We start from the raw sequence: 21,609 nt of genomic DNA, 5'->3' as shown, positions 1-21,609 counted from the left end.
GCGTCACGAAGGATCTGTATTTCTTCGAAGGTTCATCAGTCTTCTTCTGGACCGGTGCAAGGTCTGCCGCCGGTACGGCGGGCTTAGCTGCCTGGGGGCCGCCGGTACGGCGGGCTTAGCTGCCTGGTGATTCTCGCGGGTCTGCCGATACCCGGCCTGCCCTTCCAGCAGCTCCCGCTGATTCTGTACAAAATACCCGGCAAGCTCAGCCAAGTTACCGTATTCGAACATCAACGTCTTCGGAAGATTCGGGAAATCCTTGTCCAGCAGCGAGTTGATCTCCATAATCGCCACCGAATCCACCCCGTACTCCTCAAGGCTCTGCCCCGCATTGATCCGGTCTGTCTCCAGACCAATGACCTGCGAGAGCAGCCCCTTCAAATACTGGACAGCATAGTCATGCAGCCCCTGGCCTCCCTGTGCCTCTGCTTTTGATCCGGTTGTCCGCTTGGTGTCTGCTGGCACTGCGGGCTGGCTTTTCAGCTGACGGATCAGCGTATAGCCCTGCTCGGGGTCTATCTCTCCCCGCTTGATCTGCTCCAGAATTCTGCCCATTTCCAGGTTTGCGTCACTCATCGTAGGCCCCCCATCCACTGTTCCACTTCCGCTTCGCTCATCTCTCCGGCCTGCAGCCGGGTCAGCAGGTCAACAATGGCCTCCTTGTCCTCTAGCGGAACTTCTTGCACCGGTGTGTTTTTTTCCAGCTTGAACGCATGATCAATCTTGGGCTTGTTCCCCGCAGCAACTATGATATTGCCGCTGCCCGCCTGGCAGACGGCTTCAAAAGCCCGGATGCCCGTATCTTCATCCATCATGCTCATGCCCAGGTAGCTGGAATAGAATGCCGACTCGCTCTCGGGAATTTCAAATCCCCCATCCTTCCACAGCGGCCAATTGACCGAAATCGTCTGGCCCTTGCGCTTCCCTTGTGACACTGATTCATTTCTGAGCCGTGCATAACGGTCCATGAAGCTGTTGGCCATGGCATAATAACCGACGCCCAGATCACCCAGCTCCACCGAAATGGAGGAAAAGAGGATCAGAAAACCGAGATCAAAATCCGTACTGAACAGATCCAGGTGGATCAAGCCTTGTACCTTGGAATTCATGATCTCCCGGCCTGCCGCGCGGTCCGCTTCTGTTACTGGTACTGATCCGCCCTGGCCTGCACAGTGGATGATGCCGTCAAGCACGCCGAACTCGTTCTTGATGATGCCCATGATCTTCTTCACATCCCCGGCGCTTGCGATATCGCCTTGAAGATAACGTCCCTCTCCTCCAAGCCGCTCCAGCTCCGCCATGAAGACATCCGTCCGCTCACTTGCCGGCTGTCTGCCGGTGCAAATAACGGTGGCCCGGTAAGTGCGGGCAAGATATCTGGCAAAAATCATGCCCAGCGCGCCTGTACCGCCCGGAATCAGATACACACCGTTCTCTTTAAAAGTCACGGGGGATGCAGCAGCCGTCTTCCTGCCGCCATGCTCCAGCAGTCTGATCTTCCGCACCTGCCGCTGTCCTCCGGTATAACGGATATCCGCATGACCTGTGTTCTCTGAAGAGAACAGCTCCTGATAAAGTCTTTCCTGGAAGCCCGCACCGTTGATTGTATGGTCATCCGCCGATACGCTGGCAATCTGGAACTTATGGTGCAGCGTTACAATCGACTTCGCGAAGCTGGCAAGCAGTTCATGAGGAGCCGAGAAGGCTCCCTGGTCTGTCCGGTAGATGAACAGCAGCTTCAGCGGCTGCTGTCCGTATACCTGGACGAAGGCTTTGAACAGTGAGACGACGGAAAATACGCCGTTCTCCAGCATCTGTGTCAGCACAGGCTGGATCGTGTCATCACTTAGCGCAGTCAGCGGCAGCGGCGCTGCCGCTCCTGCCCACTGATGCAGGACATGGGTGGCGTCAAAGCTGCTCTCCCGCAGCTCCTGCAGCAGTCTCACATAATCCGCTTCCCTCTGCGGGTTAATCGCCATATGATTTCCCTGACGTGGCCGGTATTCCGTATGCGGTGTAATCCAGACGCAGCCGCCTGCTCCGCTTGGCATCATGTGCAGCGGCGGATGAGTGGCATCCTTATCACCGTTGCCCCCGCCGCCTGCCGGTTCGCCAAAGATCAGAACATTCCGCCGCTCTGTGCCCATTACCGGGACAAGCGCCTCATTCTCATAGACCGGAGTATAGTAGAATATCTCCTCCTCCGGGCGACGGCCTTCCGGCTTACCGGCAAACGGCCGGACGATGAAATCCTCGATTCTGACCACTTCATGGCCGTCCAGGTCGAGAATGGCAATATCAAAAATGTTCAGTCCCTGGTTGTTCTCTCCCGGCTGCTCCTTCACCCGGGTGTACACATAGCAGTCGGCAGGAATCGGTGCGAATATCCCGATGTTCCCCATCGAGAACGGAATGTGCGTGGCTCTGCCTGCTTCATCCCTGCCTGCGGCCACCGAGCGTACCGCCCCGTCGAATAACGCCGGGTGAAGTACAAATTCAGGCAATGCGGCTCTGTAGGCCTCGTTCAGGGACAAGCGGGCCAGCGTCTCTTCCTTCCCGCTCAGCACCTCTTCTGTCACCTGGAAGGAAGGACCGTAATCGAAGCCAATTCCTTTGAATACATGCTGGTAGCATTCGTATTTATCCTTGCGGCCCGGGCAGCGGCCCTTGATTCCATCCAGGTCCAGACTCCGGCTTCTCCGGGATGCAGGCACCTCAGCGAATTCCAGAACGCCTCTGGAATGTACAACCTTGCCGCTCCGGGCATTACTGAAGATTTCATAATGCACGGCCTCCCCTTCAGGCTCCAGAACGATATCCAGGTCCATGGAATCCTCTGTCATCACCACCGGCTTCAGCCAGACAATGTCCCGGACCGCGCTGACCGTGGCTTCGGCAGCGATTTCACCTGCAGCTCTGGCCATCTCAATGTAAGCGACCCCGGGCAGCAGCATCTGCTCCGCAACGATATGATCCCGCAGGTAGAACTGCTCCACAGAGAGACGCTTGCGGAACCGCTGCTCGCGCAGTGTGGAGATATTGACATCCACCAGCGGATGCAGCGGGTGCAGGGAGAGCCGCCCTTCAGGCATTAGCCCGTTCCCCGCTTGTCCGTTCGCTGCAGTTACAGCTGTTCCCGTGCTGCCGCTTCCCGTGTTCTCCAGCCAATATCTTTCTCTGGCAAAAGGATACAGCGGCAGGGAAACCTTCTGCGGTTTATAGCCTGCAAAGAGCAGACTCCAGTCAATCGGCGTGCCGAGGACCCATAGCTTCGCGATCCGTTCCAGCTGATTCTTGCGGGCCAGCGCGGCGATATAAGCGATATCCTCGGGGTCATTCCCGAGAATCGCGGCTCCGTTCGTTAGCGCCGCCGCCGAATTTCCTTGGTGTACCCCGTCTTGGACAACACCTGCCGCAATAGCTTGCAGGGCTGACTTCAGTTCATCCAGTGTCGAGGCGGCAAAAGCCAGCCGTTCCTCCATTTCCTCCCGGCCTGTGCTCAGCGTGTAGGCGATATTTGCCAGTGTGTATTCTCCCGGAAGCGGTGCTTCCAGGAAACGGTGCAGCTCATGAATCTTCTCCATGAGACGTTCCCGGTTCTTGGCAGACAATACGATTAGCTTGCTTCCGGCGATTTCTGCAGCGGCCTGCGCCGGTACGTATTCTTCGGCAATCAGGTGCACGTTGGCTCCGCCTGCCCCGAAGGAGCTGATGCCGGCTCTGCGCATCTCTCCGCTGCCCGGAGCTTGCTCCCAGCGGTCCAGGCTGCGCTGCACATAGAACGGCGTATCCTCGAAACGGATGCCGCTGTTCAGTTCCTCCGTATGAATCGACGGTGCGAGCATCCGGTGCTTCATCTGCAGCATGACCTTGGCTACTGAGGCAATCCCGGCGGCAGATTCCAGGTGTCCGATATTCGATTTGACCGAGCTAATCGAGCAGAACTGCTTCTCGTCCGTGTACTGGCCGAACGCCTTGGACAGTCCGGCAATTTCAATCGGGTCGCCCAGGGAGGTCCCGGTGCCATGCGCTTCGAGACTGGTGATTGTTCTGGGATGTACGCCCGACTTGCGGAGGGCCTCGGCAATAGCTGCAGCCTGGGCACCCGGATTCGGCACGGTGTAGCCGCTGGTTTTGCCGCCGGAATTCACTGCCGTGCCCTTGATGACTCCGTAGATATGATCTCCGTCTTCTATGGCCTTGCTGAGCGGCTTGAGCAGAATTGCCCCCACGCCTTCACTGGCCACATAACCGTCTCCGCCTTCGCCGAAGGCCCGGCATTTGCCTTCGCTCGAGGCGAAGCGCTGGCTGCACAGGAACACGTATTTGTTGCGGTGGATCGTCACATTGACGCCTCCGGCAAGCGCAGCCTCGCTCTCACCGCTGCGGATACTCTCGCAGGCCAGATGAATCGCGGTCAGCGAGGAGGAGCACATGGTATCAACCGCCATGCTCGGCCCCTGGAAGTTGAACAAGTACGACACCCTGTTGGCGATGGATGCGAAGGACGAGTTAGGCGCTACCAGATTGCCTGAGGCGTAGCCTTCCGTGCCGATAAGCTGATAATGGCCATACATGACGCCGACAAAAACTCCGACCTTGGAGCGGGCGAGCTTCTCCCTGGTGTATCCGGCATCCTCGACGGTGTGGTAGGCGCATTCCAGAAACAACCGTTCCTGCGGGTCCGTCAACTGGGCATCGCGCGGTGTCATTTGGAAGAATAACGGATCGAATTTGTCCACATCGTCGATAAAACCGCCGTATTTGGTGTAGATTTTGCCCTTCTTGCCCTTCTCCGCATCGTAGTCCCGCGTGTAATCCCAGCGGTCAGCGGGAATTTCGGTAATACAGTCCCGGCCTTCTCTCAGGTTGTCCCACAGCTCGGAGATATTGCCCGCCATCGGGAATCTGCCATCCATGCCGATAACCGCAATATCCATACCGCCGTTGTTCACCGCGTTTCTTACCGGCGGTACTGCCTCCCCTGCCTTCGGCAGGAAGCGTCCGCCCTGCGGATTTACCGACAAGTTTACCGGCGGCTTCACCGCCTCCGGGTTCTGCGGCTGCTCAAGCTTCAATAGGGAAGCAAGCTGTGCTCCGTAATGCCCGGTGAAGTAACCGGCAAGCGATTCTACCGTGTTATATTCGTAAAATAATGTGGTCGGCAGTCCGCTGAAATCGCGCTGGAGCGACTCATTCAGCTCCAGAATCATGATCGAATCCAGACCAAAGGCATCCAGCGGCGAAGCCTGGCCGATCCGGTCCCTGGAGATGCCCAGAGTCTTGGCAAGCAGGCTGACAAGATAAGCCTGCGTCCGTACCAGCAGTTCCCCGCTGTCAACGGTGCTGCTTGCTGACTGCGCCGCTGTGTCCGCCTGACCAGCTTGAACAGCTCCGCTTATACCGAGCGCCCGGGCGATTTTGTTCGGATCGCCGTAGCCGACGAAGGCCTGCACGGCATCCTCTTTCAGCACAGCCTCCAGGATATTCAGCCCTGCTCTGCTGTCCAGCAGGTGCATGCCGTAATAATCGGCCAGCACCTGCTGCTGGGCTGCGGCAACCTGATATCTTCCATCCTGCCAGAGCGGCCAGTTGATGGATACGGTCTTGCCCTGCCGCTGATGCTGTGCGGCAAGACGGTCACGATAGACGGCAAAGCGGTCCATGAAGCTATTGGCAGCCGCATAGCTGCCCGCTCCCATATCCCCGATCTGTGCAGAGGTGGACGAGAACAGGATGAACAAATCCAGCGCTTCAGCCTTGCTGGCCAGATCCAGATTCAGGGTCCCGCTGACTTTGGGGCCGAGAATGCGGGCAAAGCCTGCTTTGCTGCTCTCCGCTGCCTTTACCGTCTCGCCGATTCCGGCACAATGAAGGATGCCGTTAATCCCGCCGAAGCGAGCTTTGGCTTGTCCGATTAACCGGACTGCGCCGCCCATGTCGGCAATATCGGCCTGAAGGTAGACCGCTTCTGCGCCAAGACCCGCCAAATGCTCCAGCTTCGCCTGAATGGCCGCATCCACCGGCTGCCTTCCGGCCAGCACCAGCCTGGCTTGAACCGTAGCGGCCAGTTCAGCCGCCACCAGCATGCCGAGTACTCCGGTGCCGCCGGTAATAATATAGACACCGCCTCTGATGAACCTGGATTCTTCGGCCTGGTGAAGCATAGGCTGCGGAAGGAGCTTCCGCAGATAACGTGCTCCGCCGTCGTATCTGATTTCTGTACCGCTGGCAAGCTGCGGCGGCAGTAATTCTTGGACCAACCGCTCTGCGGCTTCTGCCGGTGCCTCTGCATTTAGCTGAACAAGACTCAGTTGGAACAACGGATGATCGGCAGAGATCGAATGGGCCAATCCGGCAGCCATTTCATTCAGCGGCGACAGCACATGTTCTGCACTGTCATAGGCATATAAGCATCTGATTCTGGACTTTGGTTTCGAAGCGGCCACCGCCTGCAAGAGATGCAGCAGTGAATACAGCCCTTGATCCATTTGCGCCTCAAGAAATTCCGCCAGCCCTTCTTGCAGACTTCCCGTATCTTCCAGCGCAGCCCCAACCCCGGCACCGGCATCGGCATTCACATTCCAGCCATGCACAATATGCTGTAGCTCCACGCCTTGAGTGCTCAAAGCTTCCAGTAACCGGAGGTAATCCGCTGCCTGTCCCGGGTTGATCACATACTCTGTGCTGCTCATCCGGGCATATCCGGCCCCGGCCTGAACCTGAATGCAGCGGTCTGGCGCCAAGCCTTGCTGCGTAGCCTGCTCCCGGATAGAATCGGCCAAAGCCGCTGAGCCGAACACTATAATAGAGGACAGCGCAGCGGTTTCCTGCGGCAGAGCAGCCTCTACCCATTCCGGCGCATACAGCGATAAACCGGCAGCTTGCCCGGGTGCGGCTCCTTTGGCTGTGGCGTACTGCTTGATCGAGAAACCGAACAGCCGCACAACCTCTTGGCCTTCCATGTCGGTAATCCGGATATCATACTTCCGCGTTCCCTCATTATCCGTGCCGGTTGCCCCCTCTGCGGGCTTCGCATAGGCGTAGCACTGCCGGGGAACCTCACCGACCAGCTCCATACGGTCCAGGGCGAACGGCACCCGGAGCGTCAAGTCCTCATCGCTGCGGCTTCCTGCCCAGGAGAGCGACCGCACCGCACCGTCGATGATCGACGGATGCAGCACATAGTCGGCGTAATCCGCCTCAAGATGCTCCGGCAGAGAAATTTCGGACAAGCCTTCCTCTACAGAGCAGTAAGCAGTCTTCGTCACCCGGAAAGCAGGGCCATAATCGAAGCCGACGCCCTTGAAGATATGGTCATAACACTGTGCATGATCGAAGGTGGATGTACTTCTCTCCTTGATCTTCCCAATCTCCAGCGTTTGGGCGGAAGCCGGCGTCTCCCGCAAAATAATCCCCGAGGAATGCAGAATGCGCTGATCCCCGGCTTCGCTGAACACCCGGTACTCCAGCTCTCCTGATTCAACAAGCCCGAAAGAGGTGTAAATTTCCTTCCGATCTTCCTCCAGCTCAACCGCCTTGATCCATCTGACGTTCTTCAGCCCCGTAACCGGGGTGATTCCGGCCAGGGCGGCGGCGGCTCGTACCATTTCCAGATAGGCTACACCAGGCAGAAGAACCTTCCCGCCGACCACGTGATCCTTCACAAAAAACTGATCCAGCCGCAGCACCGTTCGGAATTTCTCCTCTTCCATAGTGGAGACATTGCTGTCAACCATCGGATGGAGTACGGCGGCAGCCGTTTCTGCGGAAGACAGCTTGGGAGTGATACGGCGTGTATTTTTACGGACCCAGCAGATTTCTCTGGCAAAAGGATACACCGGCAGCGGAATGCGTCTGCCCTTCCGGTTCACATACAGGCGGCTCCAGTCCACGGCCTCTCCGGAGGTCCAGTGTTCAGGCAGCTCCGAAAGCTCCAAGGCTGTAACCGGCTGCGCCGATAACCGGTCTCCGGCTTTGGCGGACAGCGATGGTGCAGCCGCAGGCTGTGCGGATACCTGACCGTAGCACACTGCATAGGCTTGTTCCGGCCCGGCGAGGCAGCTGCGCAGAATGTTCACCAGCTCCTCCTTGCCGGCGGCGGCAAAAGCCATCCGCTCCGCCATTTCTTCTCTTCCTGTCTGCAGCGTGAAGGCGATGTTATGCAGCGTAAGCTCTTCCTTATCACCATGAAGCGTCAGGTAGCTGAGAAGCTGCTGCACTTTTTGCTGAAGCTGGGGCTTGGTCTTGGCGGACAGGATGATCACGTTGCCCTGCCCCGACTCCCCGGATTGCCCGGAACCAGAACCGGAAGAATCCATTGCGGCTGCAGGCGTATAATCCTCCAATACCACATGGGCGTTGACTCCGCCGAAGCCAAAGGAGCTGACCCCTGCCCGTCTTGGCACACCTTCAAGCGCTGTCCATTCCTGCGTCTTCTCCACGATATAAAAAGGCGAATGCTCAAGCTCGATATACGGATTCAGCTGGTTAAAGTGAACGTTGCCCGGCAAGGTCTTATGCTTCATCGCCAGCACAACCTTCAGGATTCCGGCAATGCCTGCGGCGGCCTCCAGGTGGCCGATATTGGTCTTGACCGCACCCAGTCCGCAGTACTGCTCCCGGCTCACCGGGATTCCGCGTCTGTGATACAGCTCTTTAAAAGCACTTTTCAGCGCATTGATCTCCACCGGGTCACCCAGGCTGGTACCGGTGCCATGCGCTTCGATATAACCGATGGTATCCGGGGAAATGCCGGCTTTATCATAGGCTTCCACCAGCACCTCTGCCTGTGCCTTCGGATTCGGCACCGTCAGCGAGCTGACCTTGCCGCCATGGTTGATCGCTGTTCCTTTGATGACCGCATAAATATAATCCCCGTCCGCTTCGGCCTGGCTTAACGGCTTGAGTAGAACAGCTCCTGCACCTTCTCCGCGCACATAGCCGTTAGCGCTTTGATCGAAGGTTTTGCAGCGTCCGTCCGGTGACAGCATGCCTGCCCGGCTGAAGGAGATGTGCAGGGTTGGTGCGGCAATCACGTTCACACCGCCGGCAATCGCCTGTTCGCAGTCGCCGTTCTGAATACTCTCCACCGCCCGGTGCACGGCCACCAGAGAGCTGGAGCAGGCCGTATCAATCGGCTCGCTCGGGCCGCGGAAATTGAGCAGGTAAGAAATCCGGTTGGCGAGTACGCAGTGAGAGCTGCCTGTGGAAGAATAAGCTTCAATTTCGATGTCGTTGTCCTGCAGAAGAGTGCTGTAATCATTCGTAGAGACCCCGACGAACAGCCCCACCTTCTTGCCTGACAGCGCCGAAGCCTTATATCCGGCATCCTCAAGGGTAGACCACACGGTTTCCAGGAATATCCGCTGCTGCGGGTCCATCAGATCGGCTTCACGCGGGTTAATGCCGAAGAAGCCCGGGTCAAACTTGTCGACGTCCTTCATGAAGCCGCCCCAGCCGGAGATCGGCTTGTCCGGGCCGCGGCCCTTCAGCCGGTTCAGTTCCTGAATATCCCAACGGTCGCCGGGAATCTCCGAGATCAGATCCTTCTGCTGCCGCAGCTGCTCCCAGAATGTCTCCAGATCCCTCGACTCAGGCATAGCTCCACTGATCCCGATAATGGCAACCGGCTCGCGTTTGACGGCTCCGGCTGACTCCGGCTGAGGAACCTTCCACCCTTGTCGGGCCTTCGTGCCGGAGGCCCCCGCCTTAACCGGTTCATAATCAACAGCGGCTGGGGCTGCCTGCGTGGCTCCTTGACTGAAATATTCAACCAACTCGTCCGGATAGCTCTCCGCCAGATGGGCAGATAATGCACGGACCGTCGGATATTCAAAAAAGACCGCCGGCGTCATCCGTACCTGGAACGTATCATTGACCGCACCTGCGGCATCAGTGAACGTAATGGAACTCATACCGTATTCGCCCAAATCTTGATCGGGATGAATAACAGCTTCATCCAGCTTCATCAAGCGGCTGATGACTCCGGTGATGGCTTGCTGAGTCTGCTCCAGTAAGTCGGCCGCCAGATTTGCCCGGAGACCGGCTCCTTCTCCGGTTATAGCTGCACCGGAAGCCGCTGATTCAAGGCCCAGAATGCCGCTGATTTTCTTGCGGTTTGCCTGAAGCGGCAATATTTGTGGTACATTCCCGTTCAGGATTGCCTCGAAATAGCCCAGTCCCGCCGCAGTCTCCAGCGGTTTCAGACCCACGGTATTCCGGAAGAACAAGAGAGTCTGTTCCTCCACCTGCATCCCCCCGTCTTTCCAGAGCTGCCAGTTGATGGAGATGGATTTTCCGTATCTGTGACCCGATCGCACCAAGGCATGTCGGGACAACATATATTCGTCCATAAAAGCATTGGCATACGCGTAATCACTCTGCCCAGTATTTCCCGTGACCGCAGCTATTGAGGAGAATGCTGCTATGAAATCCAGCTTATCCTCCTGCGTTGCCTGGTCGAGATAGATCAGCCCCTGGACCTTTGCCCCAAGCACTTCGCCGGCCTGCTCCGCGTCCTTCACCTGGATAAGTGCATCGCGGGTGACTCCCGCCGCATGAATGATGCCATGCAGGCTGCCGAACCGGCTCCTTGCTTCGGCAACAGCCGCTGCTGCTGCCTGTTCCTGCGAAATATCCGTCTGAACGTACAGCACTTCTGCCCCGAGCTTCTGTAAACGGGAGATTTGCTGTTCCTGCCCCGGCTGAAGTGCGGATCTGCCGATCAGCACAAGCATGGCCTGAACCTGACCGGCAAGATGCTCCGCCACAATCAGCCCCAGCTTGCCCAGTCCGCCTGTAATGAGGTACACGCCCTGTGGCCGGAGGATATCCCGCGCGGCTTCCTTCTCAGGCAGAGCGATCTCCTTGAGTGTATGAACATATCTTCCTCCCTGCTGGTACAGCACTTCATCGTCAGCCGAGCGAACCTCGGCGGCAACCATCCGGTACAGCTCCTCCGTGCTGGCCTGTCCGGTGAACAGCGTGCTGAAATGCAGCTTGGAATGCTCCAGCCTGAGCGTTTTGTTGAATCCTCTCAGTGCTCCAAGCTCCGTTGGTACAGCCTCTTTCTCCCCGCCCCTGCATAACTGGATCACCCGGGTATGCCGGTTTTCCTGGACAGCCATCAGCGCCTGGGCCAGATACAGCTGGTGCAGATAAGCTGCGGCGGCAACGGCCCCGGCAGAAGCAGGAGCGACCTCCGGCTGTTCATACACGATGGTCTCCAGCGTACAGCCTCTGCTCTTCAATTCACGAATCAAGCGGGAATAATCGGCCGGCTGCTCCGGGTTGATCCGGTAATGCGCTTCTCCGTCCTGATGATACTTAGCACCGGCTTCTACAATAGTTAACTGCCCTGAATCAGCATGATTATTAGCCTTGGCAAATTCCTTGTATAGCTCGGACTGCCCGGTGAATAAGAGCACATCGCCTTGAATAGTATCCTGCTGCGGAAGGGACGTACCGCTCTCCTTCCACTCGTAGGCAAAGCTCATCTCCTCCGTGCTCTGCTGTCTTCCCTGATGGAAGACCTTCAGTACAAAGCGGGTGAACTTCAGCAGGACCCGGCCCTGCCCGTCGGCCAGCACGACGTCGAACTCCTGGTCACCGCCGGTATTGGCGGACTCCAGCTTTTTCACATAGGATACACAGTTCGCCGGCAGACTTCCGAAGATTTCCAGCTTGTCAAAAGAATACGGCAGAGCCACCGCATCCTCCAGTTCTTCCTGAGAGCTGACCAGCCCGATGACTGCTTCCAGTACTCCGTCAACCACGGTGGGATGCAGCGTAAATTCCTTGAAGCCTTCGCGCAAATGTGCAGGCAGTTCGATGAAAGCTAACGCTTCTGTCTCCCCGGCAAACATTTCAGTTATTGACTGAAAGGACGGGCCGAGCAGCAGCTGATGTTTTCTGAACTTGTCATAGATTTGGGTTCCGCTGACGCGCGTCTTCCCCTGGCTTAGCGCGGTAATATCCAGAGTGTCCAGCAGACTCCCGGACGGTTCTTCCGCTGTATAACTGATACTTCCCTGGCTATGAACGACCGTATTTCCTTCGGACAGGCTTGTAATCTCGTAATCTAGTTCAGCTTCCGCTTCCCCCGGATATAGGCGCACCTGCACAGTCTTAGCGGCTTCGCCGTCTTCCAGTTGGATCGGGTAAGCCCAGACAACACCGGTTATCCTGCGGACCGTTGTACCCGGTAGTGAAGCGGCAGCAGCAGACAAAGCCATCTCCAGCTGAACCACACCCGGAAGCAGCTTATGGCCGGATACGATATGATCGTTCAGGTAGAACTCTGCGCCGGTCAGCTTTTTCGCAAAACACTGCTCATGCACCGTAGACTGGTTGCTATCCAGCACCGGGCCTATCGCTTGTACCGCAGCGCCTCCTGTTGCAGCTAAAGGCGCTGCCGTGTTCAGCTCCAGCCAATACTTGTGTTTCTGAAACGGATAAGTAGGCAGCGGTGTTTTGTTATATTGGCGATCGCTGTACAAGACGTTCCAGCTGCAAATGCAGCCTTCCATATACAGTCCTGCGGCCTCATCCAGCGCTTGCCGGGAGACTGGAGCCCCGCTTGTCCCGTCAGCTATTCTTTTCCCCACAATCGCGTCCAGCCTGCGCTGATCCTCATGCCCGTTCTGGTTTCGCCGCAGCACGCGGGAGGCACTGCCCGTATCCGCAGCAAGCGCCTCAAGGGTGCTCAGCAGCTCCGTTTCCAGCTCCTGCAGATCGACGGCAATCACGGCCGCCCGCTCGGGAAAGTGGCTTCTGCCGACGGATAACGTGTAGGCGATATTTCCGATATCCGTACTGGCGTCCGCCTCTTCCTTGATCCACTCTTTTAGATCCGCAAGTCTCCGAATCAGGCCCTCCCGGGTCTTGGCTGAAAAGAGAAACAGATAAAAAGGGCGTTCGCCGCTATGTATGCCATTATTACTCATCTGTTTAGCCTCCACTTCTCTTCCTAATGAATGTATGAATTTCGGCCGCTCTTACAGCTCCAAGCTTCCCCTGCGGTATTCTTCGATGACGATATGGCAGTTCGTGCCACTGAAGCCAAACCCGCTGATTGCAGCCATTCTTGAGCCCCGTTTGTTCTCCGGCCAATCTACCAGCTCGGTGTTGATGTAGAAGGGGCTTCCTTCCAGCCGGATCTTCTCATTAAGCCGGTTATAGTGGATCAGCGGCGGGATTTGTCTGTTTTTCAGAGACAGCAGGATTTTGATCATTCCGGCGACACCGGCGGCCATAGTGGCATGTCCGATATTGGCTTTGACTGACCCAAGCGCGCAATACTGGCTGTCCTGCGTAAATTCGCGGAACGCTTCGGTCAGGGCCTTTACTTCGATGGGATCACCCAAAGCGGTGCCTGTTCCATGCGCTTCGACATAGTTGATCTCGGCCGGATCGATGCGGAACTTCTCGTACACCCTTTTCTCCAATTGAATCTGCGAGTTCACGCTCGGTGCGGTAATGCCATTGGTCCGGCCGTCCTGATTCACACCTGAGCCGCGGATTACACCATAGATATGATCCCTGTTCTCCAGCGCCTGCTTCAGCGGCTTCAGCACCACGACCCCTGCGCCCTCGCTCAGCAAGGTTCCGTCTGCTTCCTGATCGAAGGGTCTGCATACGCCCTGCGCTGACAAAATCTCCATCTGGCTGCTCTGCACCATGCTGTCCGGGGTAATCATCAGCCGGATACCTCCGGCCAGCGCCATGTCGCATTCCTCATTCCAGAGGCTGACACATGCCTGGTGTACGGCAACCAGCGACGAGGAACAGGCGGTATCTATTGAAATGCTCGGGCCTTTCAGATTGAGAAAATATGAGATTCGCGCAGCCAGGATCGACGAAGAAGTTCCGGTAAACGCATCTGCGGTATTGCTTAGACGGTTCGCTTCCAGATGCTTGGTATAATCGCTTGGTGCACAGCCGACAAATACGCCGCAGCGGGTATCCTGCACCGCCTGGTCGGAATATCCGGCATCCTCCAGCGCCTTCCAGGCCTCCTCCAGAAAAATCCGCTGCTGCGGGTCCATAATCTCCGCTTCCTTAGGAGAAATATTGAAGAACAACGGATCGAATTCATCCACTTGGTCAAGCAGTCCGGCAACCGTGCAATAGGTCTTCTGATCCGCTTTCCGGTCTTCGTCATACCATGCCTGAATGTCGAACCGGCTGGCGGGAATTTCACCCGTGCTGGCTACGCCGTCACGGAGATTACGCCACAGCTCTCTTGCCGAAGCGGCACCGGGAAACCTGCCTGATAACCCGACAATCGCAATGCCTTCTGCCGCGGCGGCTGGGGCTTGGTCAACGGAAACTCCGGGTGGAGCTTCCGGCATGATCTTTACCGGTTCTTCCGCAGGGCGGGAGGCGGCAAAGCCCAGTTTGATTTTACCTGTAGCCTCTGTACTTGAAGCTGCGGGAGCAATGGGGGCTGCGCCGGTTTTCAGTGTCAGCTTGGGCGCTCCAGAGGCCGGTTGTCCAGCGGAAAAGGCAACCTGCGCAGCAGGTGCTTGTTCCTCCTTGGCCTGACGCCCGGTTAGTGGCTTCAGGGATCGTGCGGCGTGCGGCGAGACTGTGGCTGGTTCAGAAGCTTTTATCGGCTCCTTAAATGGCGCTTTCGGTTTGGACGGCGCTGCTGCCGGTTTGTTTGTCGAGAATTGATTGATTAGATCATTCATATATTCATATCTGTGGTTTAAGCGTTGGGATTGGACAGGTTCGTGTATCTGCTCTTGCGGGTTCGCATTCGCAGCATTGGCATTTATTCCCTTCACCGGCATTGTGCCGCTGTTCTTCATAATCTCATCTACCATATACCGGGCCAGCTCGGGAATGGTCGGATAATCATAGAGCACGATGCCGTCAAGCTGGATATGCAGCGCTTCATTCAGATCGCGGACAATTTCCACACTGCTGATCGAATCAATGCCCATTTCCTTAAAAGAAAGCTCATGGCTCAGCTCCTCCGGCTGAAGCTTCACTACCCGGCACAGCACATCCTTGACCTGCTGCTCCACGGCTTCCGGAGAGAGGGTCTGCTCTGCACCGGAAACCGCATCTCCCCGCTGCTTCAGCTCATGGATACGTCTCAGACCTTCGCGGGCCTCCAGCTTATGGTCTTTGATCTGCTGCAATATGTCCTTGATCGTCTCGCCGTTACTCATAGTACACCTCCAAAAACTGGGCTACTTCATCCACATCCAGCTCATCCTCGTTCAGCCTGGACAACAGCTCCAGCAGATCACGGTCCTCCTGGTTAACCGACGAGGCAGAAGAGTTGGCGGATAACTCAGTTACTCCTGATCCGGCAAGACCTCCTGAAGCCCCGGCTGCTGCTCTCCCTCTTGTGCCTGATGATGTTCCCGAGACTGCCAATACTCCCGGTACTTCCGCTTCTGGAGCCTGGGACAGGGGTCCCAGCTTATGCCCGATATGCGCTGCCAGAAGGTTAAGGGTGTAGTAATCATAAATATCGATGGTATCGAGCTGCAGGCCGAAGCTCTCGCCCAGGTCACGCACAATCTCGACGCCGCTGATGGAATCCACACCCATATCCTTGAAATTCATATCCTCGTCCAGTTCCGCTTCATCCAGTTGTATCCGGTTAGCGATGATCCGGGTTAGCTCGTCCTTGACGCGCCGTTCGGCTCCTGCAACGTGTATGGAAGGACTGGAGTCAGCAGGATCTGTTGAACTGTCAAAACCTGCTGAACCGGCATGATCCGTAAAACCGGAATGTATACCCCCGGTCAGCAGGGTTGCCTTGTTTCCTTTATCTTCAGGTGCAGACAGGATTGCTGCCGTTACAGCTTCCCGCTCATTCCCCACTGGTTCCGCGGCCCGGTATAAGTGGCGGATCTTTGCTTTGACCTCTGAGGTGGTGAAGGTAATCCGGTGCATTTCATTCTCACGTTCCACACATTGCAGTAATGAATCCAGCACCCGGCTGGACAGCTCCTGCTTCAGCACACTGACCGTGGTCCTCGGCTTCTCGGCAATCAGCCGGGCAACCGACACTGCCTCCTGCAGCACCTTGTCCTTTGCCCGGAAGATGACAGAGGCAGATCTGCTTTTGAGCTGTTCGCCGGAATACATTTTGGCTGTGAACATCATCTCAACAGCGAGATTCTTGCCCAGCTTGTCCTCCAGAATGAAGGTTGCGCCCATCCCCGGAGTGAAGCCATATTTGGCAAAAGCAGCGGAATACAAGCTCTCCTCAGCCATAACCACAATATCCGCATACAGTCCGAACAGCAGGCCGCCGCCGGAAGCGTGGCCTTCCATTGCAGAGATCACAGGAATAGGGCACTCCAGCATCCCCCTGTACAAAATCGGCGCATCTGTAAAGCTCAACTTGGAGTCGGAAATATCCAGCAGCTGCTCCTGGGTTCCGCCCATGGAGAAGATCCGGTCATTCCCGGTAACCACAATCGCCTTGATCTGCTCATCCTGCTGTGCGGCCTGGAAGCAATGGGTAAGCCCCTGTATAACCTCATGGGTAAATGTATTGTTATGCTTGGCATCCTGAATCCGGATAATAGCGACGCCGCCCTCCACATGCTCCAGCATAACTTCATTTCCCGCATACGCCGGAAATGCTTCAGGCGCTGCGAATCCGGCAGTTGGAGCGGGTTCTGCATACTCTTGTATAGTTGTAATTAGTTGTGAAGGGTTAATCGGCTCGATCCAATAGCTTTTACGGGCAAACGGATAATGCGGCAGCGAAAGAAGCTCAGGTGCGTCATTCCCGTATAATGTCCGCCAGTCTATAGCTGCGCCTTCCGCCCATGCCTGGGCCAGACGTTCAGCATCGCGCAGCGTATACGGATTAGCCTGGATTTGTACATTGCTCTGCATTTGTGCCTTGCTTGCCTGCCCTTGTGCAGCCACACCTGCCTCTGACGTGAACAGTTGAGCGGATGCCCGCTGCTCCAAATAATCCCCGATCGTCACCAGCAGTTCACTGAGTGTACGGTACACGACAGCCAGCCGGTGCTTCATGGGTTCCCGGGCTACCTGAAGTGTATAGCTGAGCCCCGGCAACGACAGTTCCTGCACCGCCCCGGCTCTGACTTCAGCAGCCTCATGCCCTTCCATACCTGCAACTCCGTGTACAAACTGACTGCTGAGCTCTTCCACTGTTAAGTCACCACTTACGGCAGAAGCGTTTGCCTGGATGCCAAAGCTCGCCAGGAGCCTGTCACACAGCTGGATGAATTCAACAGGCCCGAGGCCCAGCTCCTCCAGAGAGTGATCCTGTCCGATCCCGGTGACCGGAAGGTCCAGCATTTGAGCAATGACCTCCTGCAGGGCAGCTGTCATGTCCTTATGACTACCGTGGCCCTCTGTTGTTCTTTGTTCCATAAAAGCTTTCATCCGCCGGGCATAAGCCTGCAGCCGTTCTGGGGTCTGCGCGGATAATATGAAAATATACGGATCATTATCAACATTCTGCTGATCTTGATTCCCGCTGCTTCTGCTGCCTGTATATTGCTCCAGAATGACATGGGCATTGGACCCTCCCGCACCAAAGGCACTAACGCCGGCGCGTCTCGGGTATACCGTTGTCCGCCCGTTTGCGGTACGGGTGACCGGCTTCCACGGCTCCAGCTTCTGCTGAATATAAAAGCCCGAATCGCCAAGCCGGATATGCGGGTTAATTCGTTCAGAATGAATTGAAGGCACAAGCTGCCCGTGCTGCATCTGCAGAAGCACCTTGGCGATAGAGGATATGCCCGCAGCCGCTTCGGCATGGCCGATATTGGACTTGACCGAACCGATGGCACAGCTGAAGGCTTCGTCCTTATGGGGAGCAAAAGCATTCATCAGCGCCTTGATCTCAATCGGATCGCCCAGCGAGGTCCCCGTGCCATGCGCTTCGATATAATTGATGGTGCCTGCATCGATGCCGCTTCTGCGGATCGCTTCGGACACGGCTTCCTCCTGCGCACGTTGATTGGGAACTGTGAATCCGCTGGCCTCCCCGCCATGATTAATGGCGCTGCCTTTGATGACTGCATAGATCCGGTCATGATCCCGCTCCGCCTGCCTGAGCGGCTTGATCAGAATGGCGCCCGCTGCCTCGGCGGGCACGTAACCATCTCCGCCTTCGCCGAAGCTGCGGCATCGGCCATCCGAGGAAGCAAAATTACCCTGAGACAACAGAAGGTACTTATCCGGGTGCACGGAGAGATTCACCCCTCCAACCAGGGCCATGGCACAATCCTGATTCTTCACGCTTTGACAGGCCATGTGCAGTGCCGTCATCGAGGAGGAACACATGGTATCAATGCCCAGTGAAGGTCCGGTCAGTCCAAAATAATATGAGACCCGGTTGGCAATCGACGAGAGGGTGGAAGTTGAGACCTGCCGGCTGGTGTTGTAGAGCTGGTACTGCATCCACATGGCTCCGGCGAATACGCCTACCTTTTGACCTTTGAGCGCAGACCGGATATACCCGCCATCCTCGAATGCTTCCCAGGCCAGCTCCAGAAACACCCGCTCATGCGGGTCCATCAGCACGGCTTGATAAGGTGCCACATTGAACAGCAGTGAATCGAACTTGTCCACATCGCGGAGGAAGCCGCCCCACCGGGAGCTGTCCTTGCCCCAGCTCTCCCGGGCAATCTGCTGCTGCTCCTCATGACTCCACCTCTGCGGATCGATCTCCGATACGGCGTCCCGTCCTGCCTTGAGCAGCTCCCAATACTCGGACAGATTGTCCGCACCCGGAAATCTCCCGCTGATACCTATAATCGCGAGGTCATCCTCTTCTGTACCTCCGGCAGAACGGGTAATCGGATTCGGAGCCATCTCAGGCTGTGTAGCCGCCGTTTCCTTATGTAACTCCTCATTCCACTCCCCGTCCCGGACCAAGACAGCGTCAATCCTGCTTTCTTCCCCCGGAACCAAGAGCAATAGGGTTTCTTCCCGCTGCAGCGCCCATTCCAGCGCCTCTATCCCTGCGGAAGCCTCCAGGAGCGTGATGCCAAATCTGTGTTTTAGCGCAAGCTCCGTATGTTCGTCGCCTTTCATGCCGCCCTCGCGCCAGAGAGGCCAGTTGACGGACAGGGATTTGCCGCTTCTCAGCCCCTGCGCTCTCCAGAGTTCTCTTTGCTGTATATAGGCGTCCATATATAGATTGGCATACGCATAATCACTTTGGCTTGGATTGCCCAGAATTCCCGCCACGGAGGAAAAAGCGGCAAAAAACGTGAGCGGCTCCCCCTTGAACACTTCATCGAGATTGGCCGTACCCTCCGCCTTCACCCGCAGCACCTGACGCAGCTCATCACTGTGCTTATGCACCAGTAACGAATCACGTGTAAGTCCCGCACAGTGAAAGATTCCGTCCAATTTCCCATATTTCTCCTTCACAAAAGCATACAGGCGCTCCACCGATGTCCGGTCCGTTACATCACAAGCCACATAATCCAGACGCTTATGCGCGCCTAACCCGGCTGCAGCCTCTTCCGGCAGCTTGGCAGCTCTGCCGCAGAGAATGGCTGTCCCGCCTTGCTGCAGAACATGAGCTGCCAGCTTCTGCCCGATGCCTCCGGCTCCGCCTGTAATCAAGTAGACCTGATTGCTGCGAATGGCTGTTTTACCTCCGCCAGCTACGTGTCCTGCCTTACGGTAGGTCTGTATTCTCCGTTTGTCCTGCTCATACACCACACGGCGCCCGCTGTTCCAGCCCCTATAGAGTTCATCATGGAAAATAGTCCGGAGCTGCCTGCGGTTCTCCGCATCCAGGCCGATACATTTATAAGCCACCTTATCCGTTTCGGATTGGATGCAGTGCAGAAATCCCTCCATCGCTGCATTGCCCGGATGAGCGGCAGCCCCCTCTTGATCGAAGAAATACAGCACCTTTACTGCTGATTTAATTTTGCTTCTCAGCAGCTCCCGCAGGATGTAGAACATGGGGATCACCTGCTGCTCGGACTCCGGCAGACCGCCCTGCTTCCGCCCGCCGCAATTCAGGCTGTTGACCAGAACTGTGGGCATGCGGTCCGCTGCCTGTAATTCATCTGCCAATTGCTTGTAATCGTCCTCGCGGTTAAAGTTCATGCGGTAAATGCCGGCTTCTGCTGCGGCAAATTGCTCTCCCGGAAGCACGAAGGTGTAGCGATTGCCTGCCTCCATTCCAGCCAGAGACAGCAGCTCATCCTGCTGCCCACACAAGACCAGTACCTGCTCCTGCTGCCCCGGGTATCCTGACTCGCTAAGCTGTGTTAGCGGGCCGTTGATCCAAGCGGAGGTATAGGCGTGAATGGCCGCAGCGGACGGTTCCGGCTTGGCCGATTGGTTAACATCGCCTGCTACTGTATCAGAGCTAAAAAACGAATCGCTATGCTCCTGGAGAATATACTGGCTTAACTCCTCCATCGTGGCGTATTCAAACAGCAACGTTGGGTAAAGGGGGCTTCCCAGCTTCTCTTCCAGCCGCTTGACGATGTCCAGCAAATGCTGTGAGTTCAGCCCTTGATTGTAAAAGCCCTCATCGGTCCGCAGCTCAGCCTCATCCCTTCCGGACAGACCGCTTACCAGCCGCTTCAGATAAGCGGTGACGGCAGCCTTTCGCATACCTTCTTCCGCTGGATCTCCTTTTCGGGCCAGCGGAGCTTGGGCTTTGACTTGGACCGGCTCCAGCTTAGCAGGTGCGGGCGAAGCCAATGGGGAAGCAGCTGGAGATTGAACCTTCTGAGGCCCGCTGATCAGATCCCTGGAGCGGATCTTCTTCAGACCCCAGCGTCTGAAGCTGGCAATCTCCTGTCCTTGCCCGTTATACACCTCGATATCGAAATACATCAGATCCTTGATGTCTCCATCCGGATAACCCTCATCCTTGATATAGACATAGATCTGCTCCTTCATCGGTTCATAGGAACGGAAGGATTCGATGAACATCGGAATGGAAGCCTGAATCTCCCTGGAGAAATCCAGCTCCTGCAATACGACGAATCCCTGAACCAGCGTTGCCGCATCCAGATAACAAGGGTGCATGTAGAACTGGTCCATATATTCCCTCGCCAGCTCGCCCAGGGTAATCTCAGCCAGGATACGCTGATCACCGTAATACAGCTTCCCCAGACCCTTCATAAATTCCAGATGGCGGATATCAATTCTCCGTACATAGCTGTAGGCATGGTCCATATCTTCCACGCGATGGCTCAGACTTTTAATCTGCTGAATGTCAATTGATTTCCGTTCGCCGGTGCGCGCAGGGGACAAATGCAGCTCACAGCGCAGGTTTTCATCCCAGGTACTGTCCAGGAGCTCGTGCTCCTTAATCTTCCGGCTCTGCGCCACGACCTCGTATCCGTCCGCTTTCTTGGTGAACGAGATTTGGATTTTTTTATCGTATTGTCCGCTGGTGGAGACCGGCTCGCTGAACAGAACCTTGCGCAGCTCAATATCCCGCAGGTTGATGCCCTTGGTCTGCAGGAACCGGTAGATCATGTCAAGCAGCGTCACACCCGGCATGATCCGTACACCGTGAACCCGATGATCTCTGACGATATAATTGCTGTTTTTAATTACTGTACTGAACTTCACACCGTTTAAAGCGTCCATGCGTGCACACCTCTC

Annotated in this window: 4 protein-coding genes; all 4 read right to left on the bottom strand. The window is 56.4% G+C overall.

What is annotated here, in order from left to right; all coding sequences use genetic code 11:
- Positions 1–3: 3 nt before the first annotated feature.
- Genes QW71_RS00910 through QW71_RS00900 form a run of 4 tightly spaced genes read right to left on the bottom strand, consistent with a single transcriptional unit; the run spans position 4 to position 21,594 of the window.
- The gene (locus QW71_RS00910) at positions 4–576 is read right to left on the bottom strand and encodes an acyl carrier protein (RefSeq protein ID WP_039291921.1); all 573 of its coding nucleotides are present in this window, start codon (positions 574–576) and stop codon (positions 4–6) included.
- On the bottom strand, positions 573–12,947 hold the full coding sequence (locus tag QW71_RS36765; protein WP_052769815.1) for an SDR family NAD(P)-dependent oxidoreductase: 12,375 nt from the start codon (positions 12,945–12,947) through the stop codon (positions 573–575). The genes QW71_RS00910 and QW71_RS36765 overlap by 4 nt, the downstream gene beginning before the upstream one ends.
- Before the next feature lie 51 nt (positions 12,948–12,998).
- A complete protein-coding gene (locus tag QW71_RS37635) occupies positions 12,999–15,182 on the bottom strand; it encodes a beta-ketoacyl synthase N-terminal-like domain-containing protein (RefSeq protein WP_052769814.1) in 2,184 nt (727 codons plus the stop codon).
- Entirely contained in the window at positions 15,175–21,594 is a 6,420-nt protein-coding gene (locus QW71_RS00900; protein WP_039291918.1) for an SDR family NAD(P)-dependent oxidoreductase, read from the bottom strand. Before QW71_RS00900 ends, QW71_RS37635 begins: the two co-directional genes overlap by 8 nt.
- Between the last annotated feature and the right edge of the window lie 15 nt (positions 21,595–21,609).

The sequence above is a fragment of the Paenibacillus sp. IHB B 3415 genome (assembly GCF_000802655.2).
GTDB classification, from domain to species: domain Bacteria; phylum Bacillota; class Bacilli; order Paenibacillales; family Paenibacillaceae; genus Paenibacillus_AQ; species Paenibacillus_AQ phytohabitans.
The sequence above is the reverse complement of the archived record's forward strand: the minus strand, read 5'-3'. Positions and strand labels throughout refer to the sequence as shown.

What these genes read in the sequence shown, in the direction of transcription:
- QW71_RS00910 (WP_039291921.1), bottom strand. Translation starts at nt 576, where the DNA reads ATGAGTGACGCAAACCTGGAAATGGGCAGAATTCTGGAGCAGATCAAG.
- QW71_RS36765 (WP_052769815.1), bottom strand. Translation starts at nt 12,947, where the DNA reads ATGAGTAATAATGGCATACATAGCGGCGAACGCCCTTTTTATCTGTTT.
- QW71_RS37635 (WP_052769814.1), bottom strand. Translation starts at nt 15,182, where the DNA reads ATGAGTAACGGCGAGACGATCAAGGACATATTGCAGCAGATCAAAGAC.
- QW71_RS00900 (WP_039291918.1), bottom strand. Translation starts at nt 21,594, where the DNA reads ATGGACGCTTTAAACGGTGTGAAGTTCAGTACAGTAATTAAAAACAGC.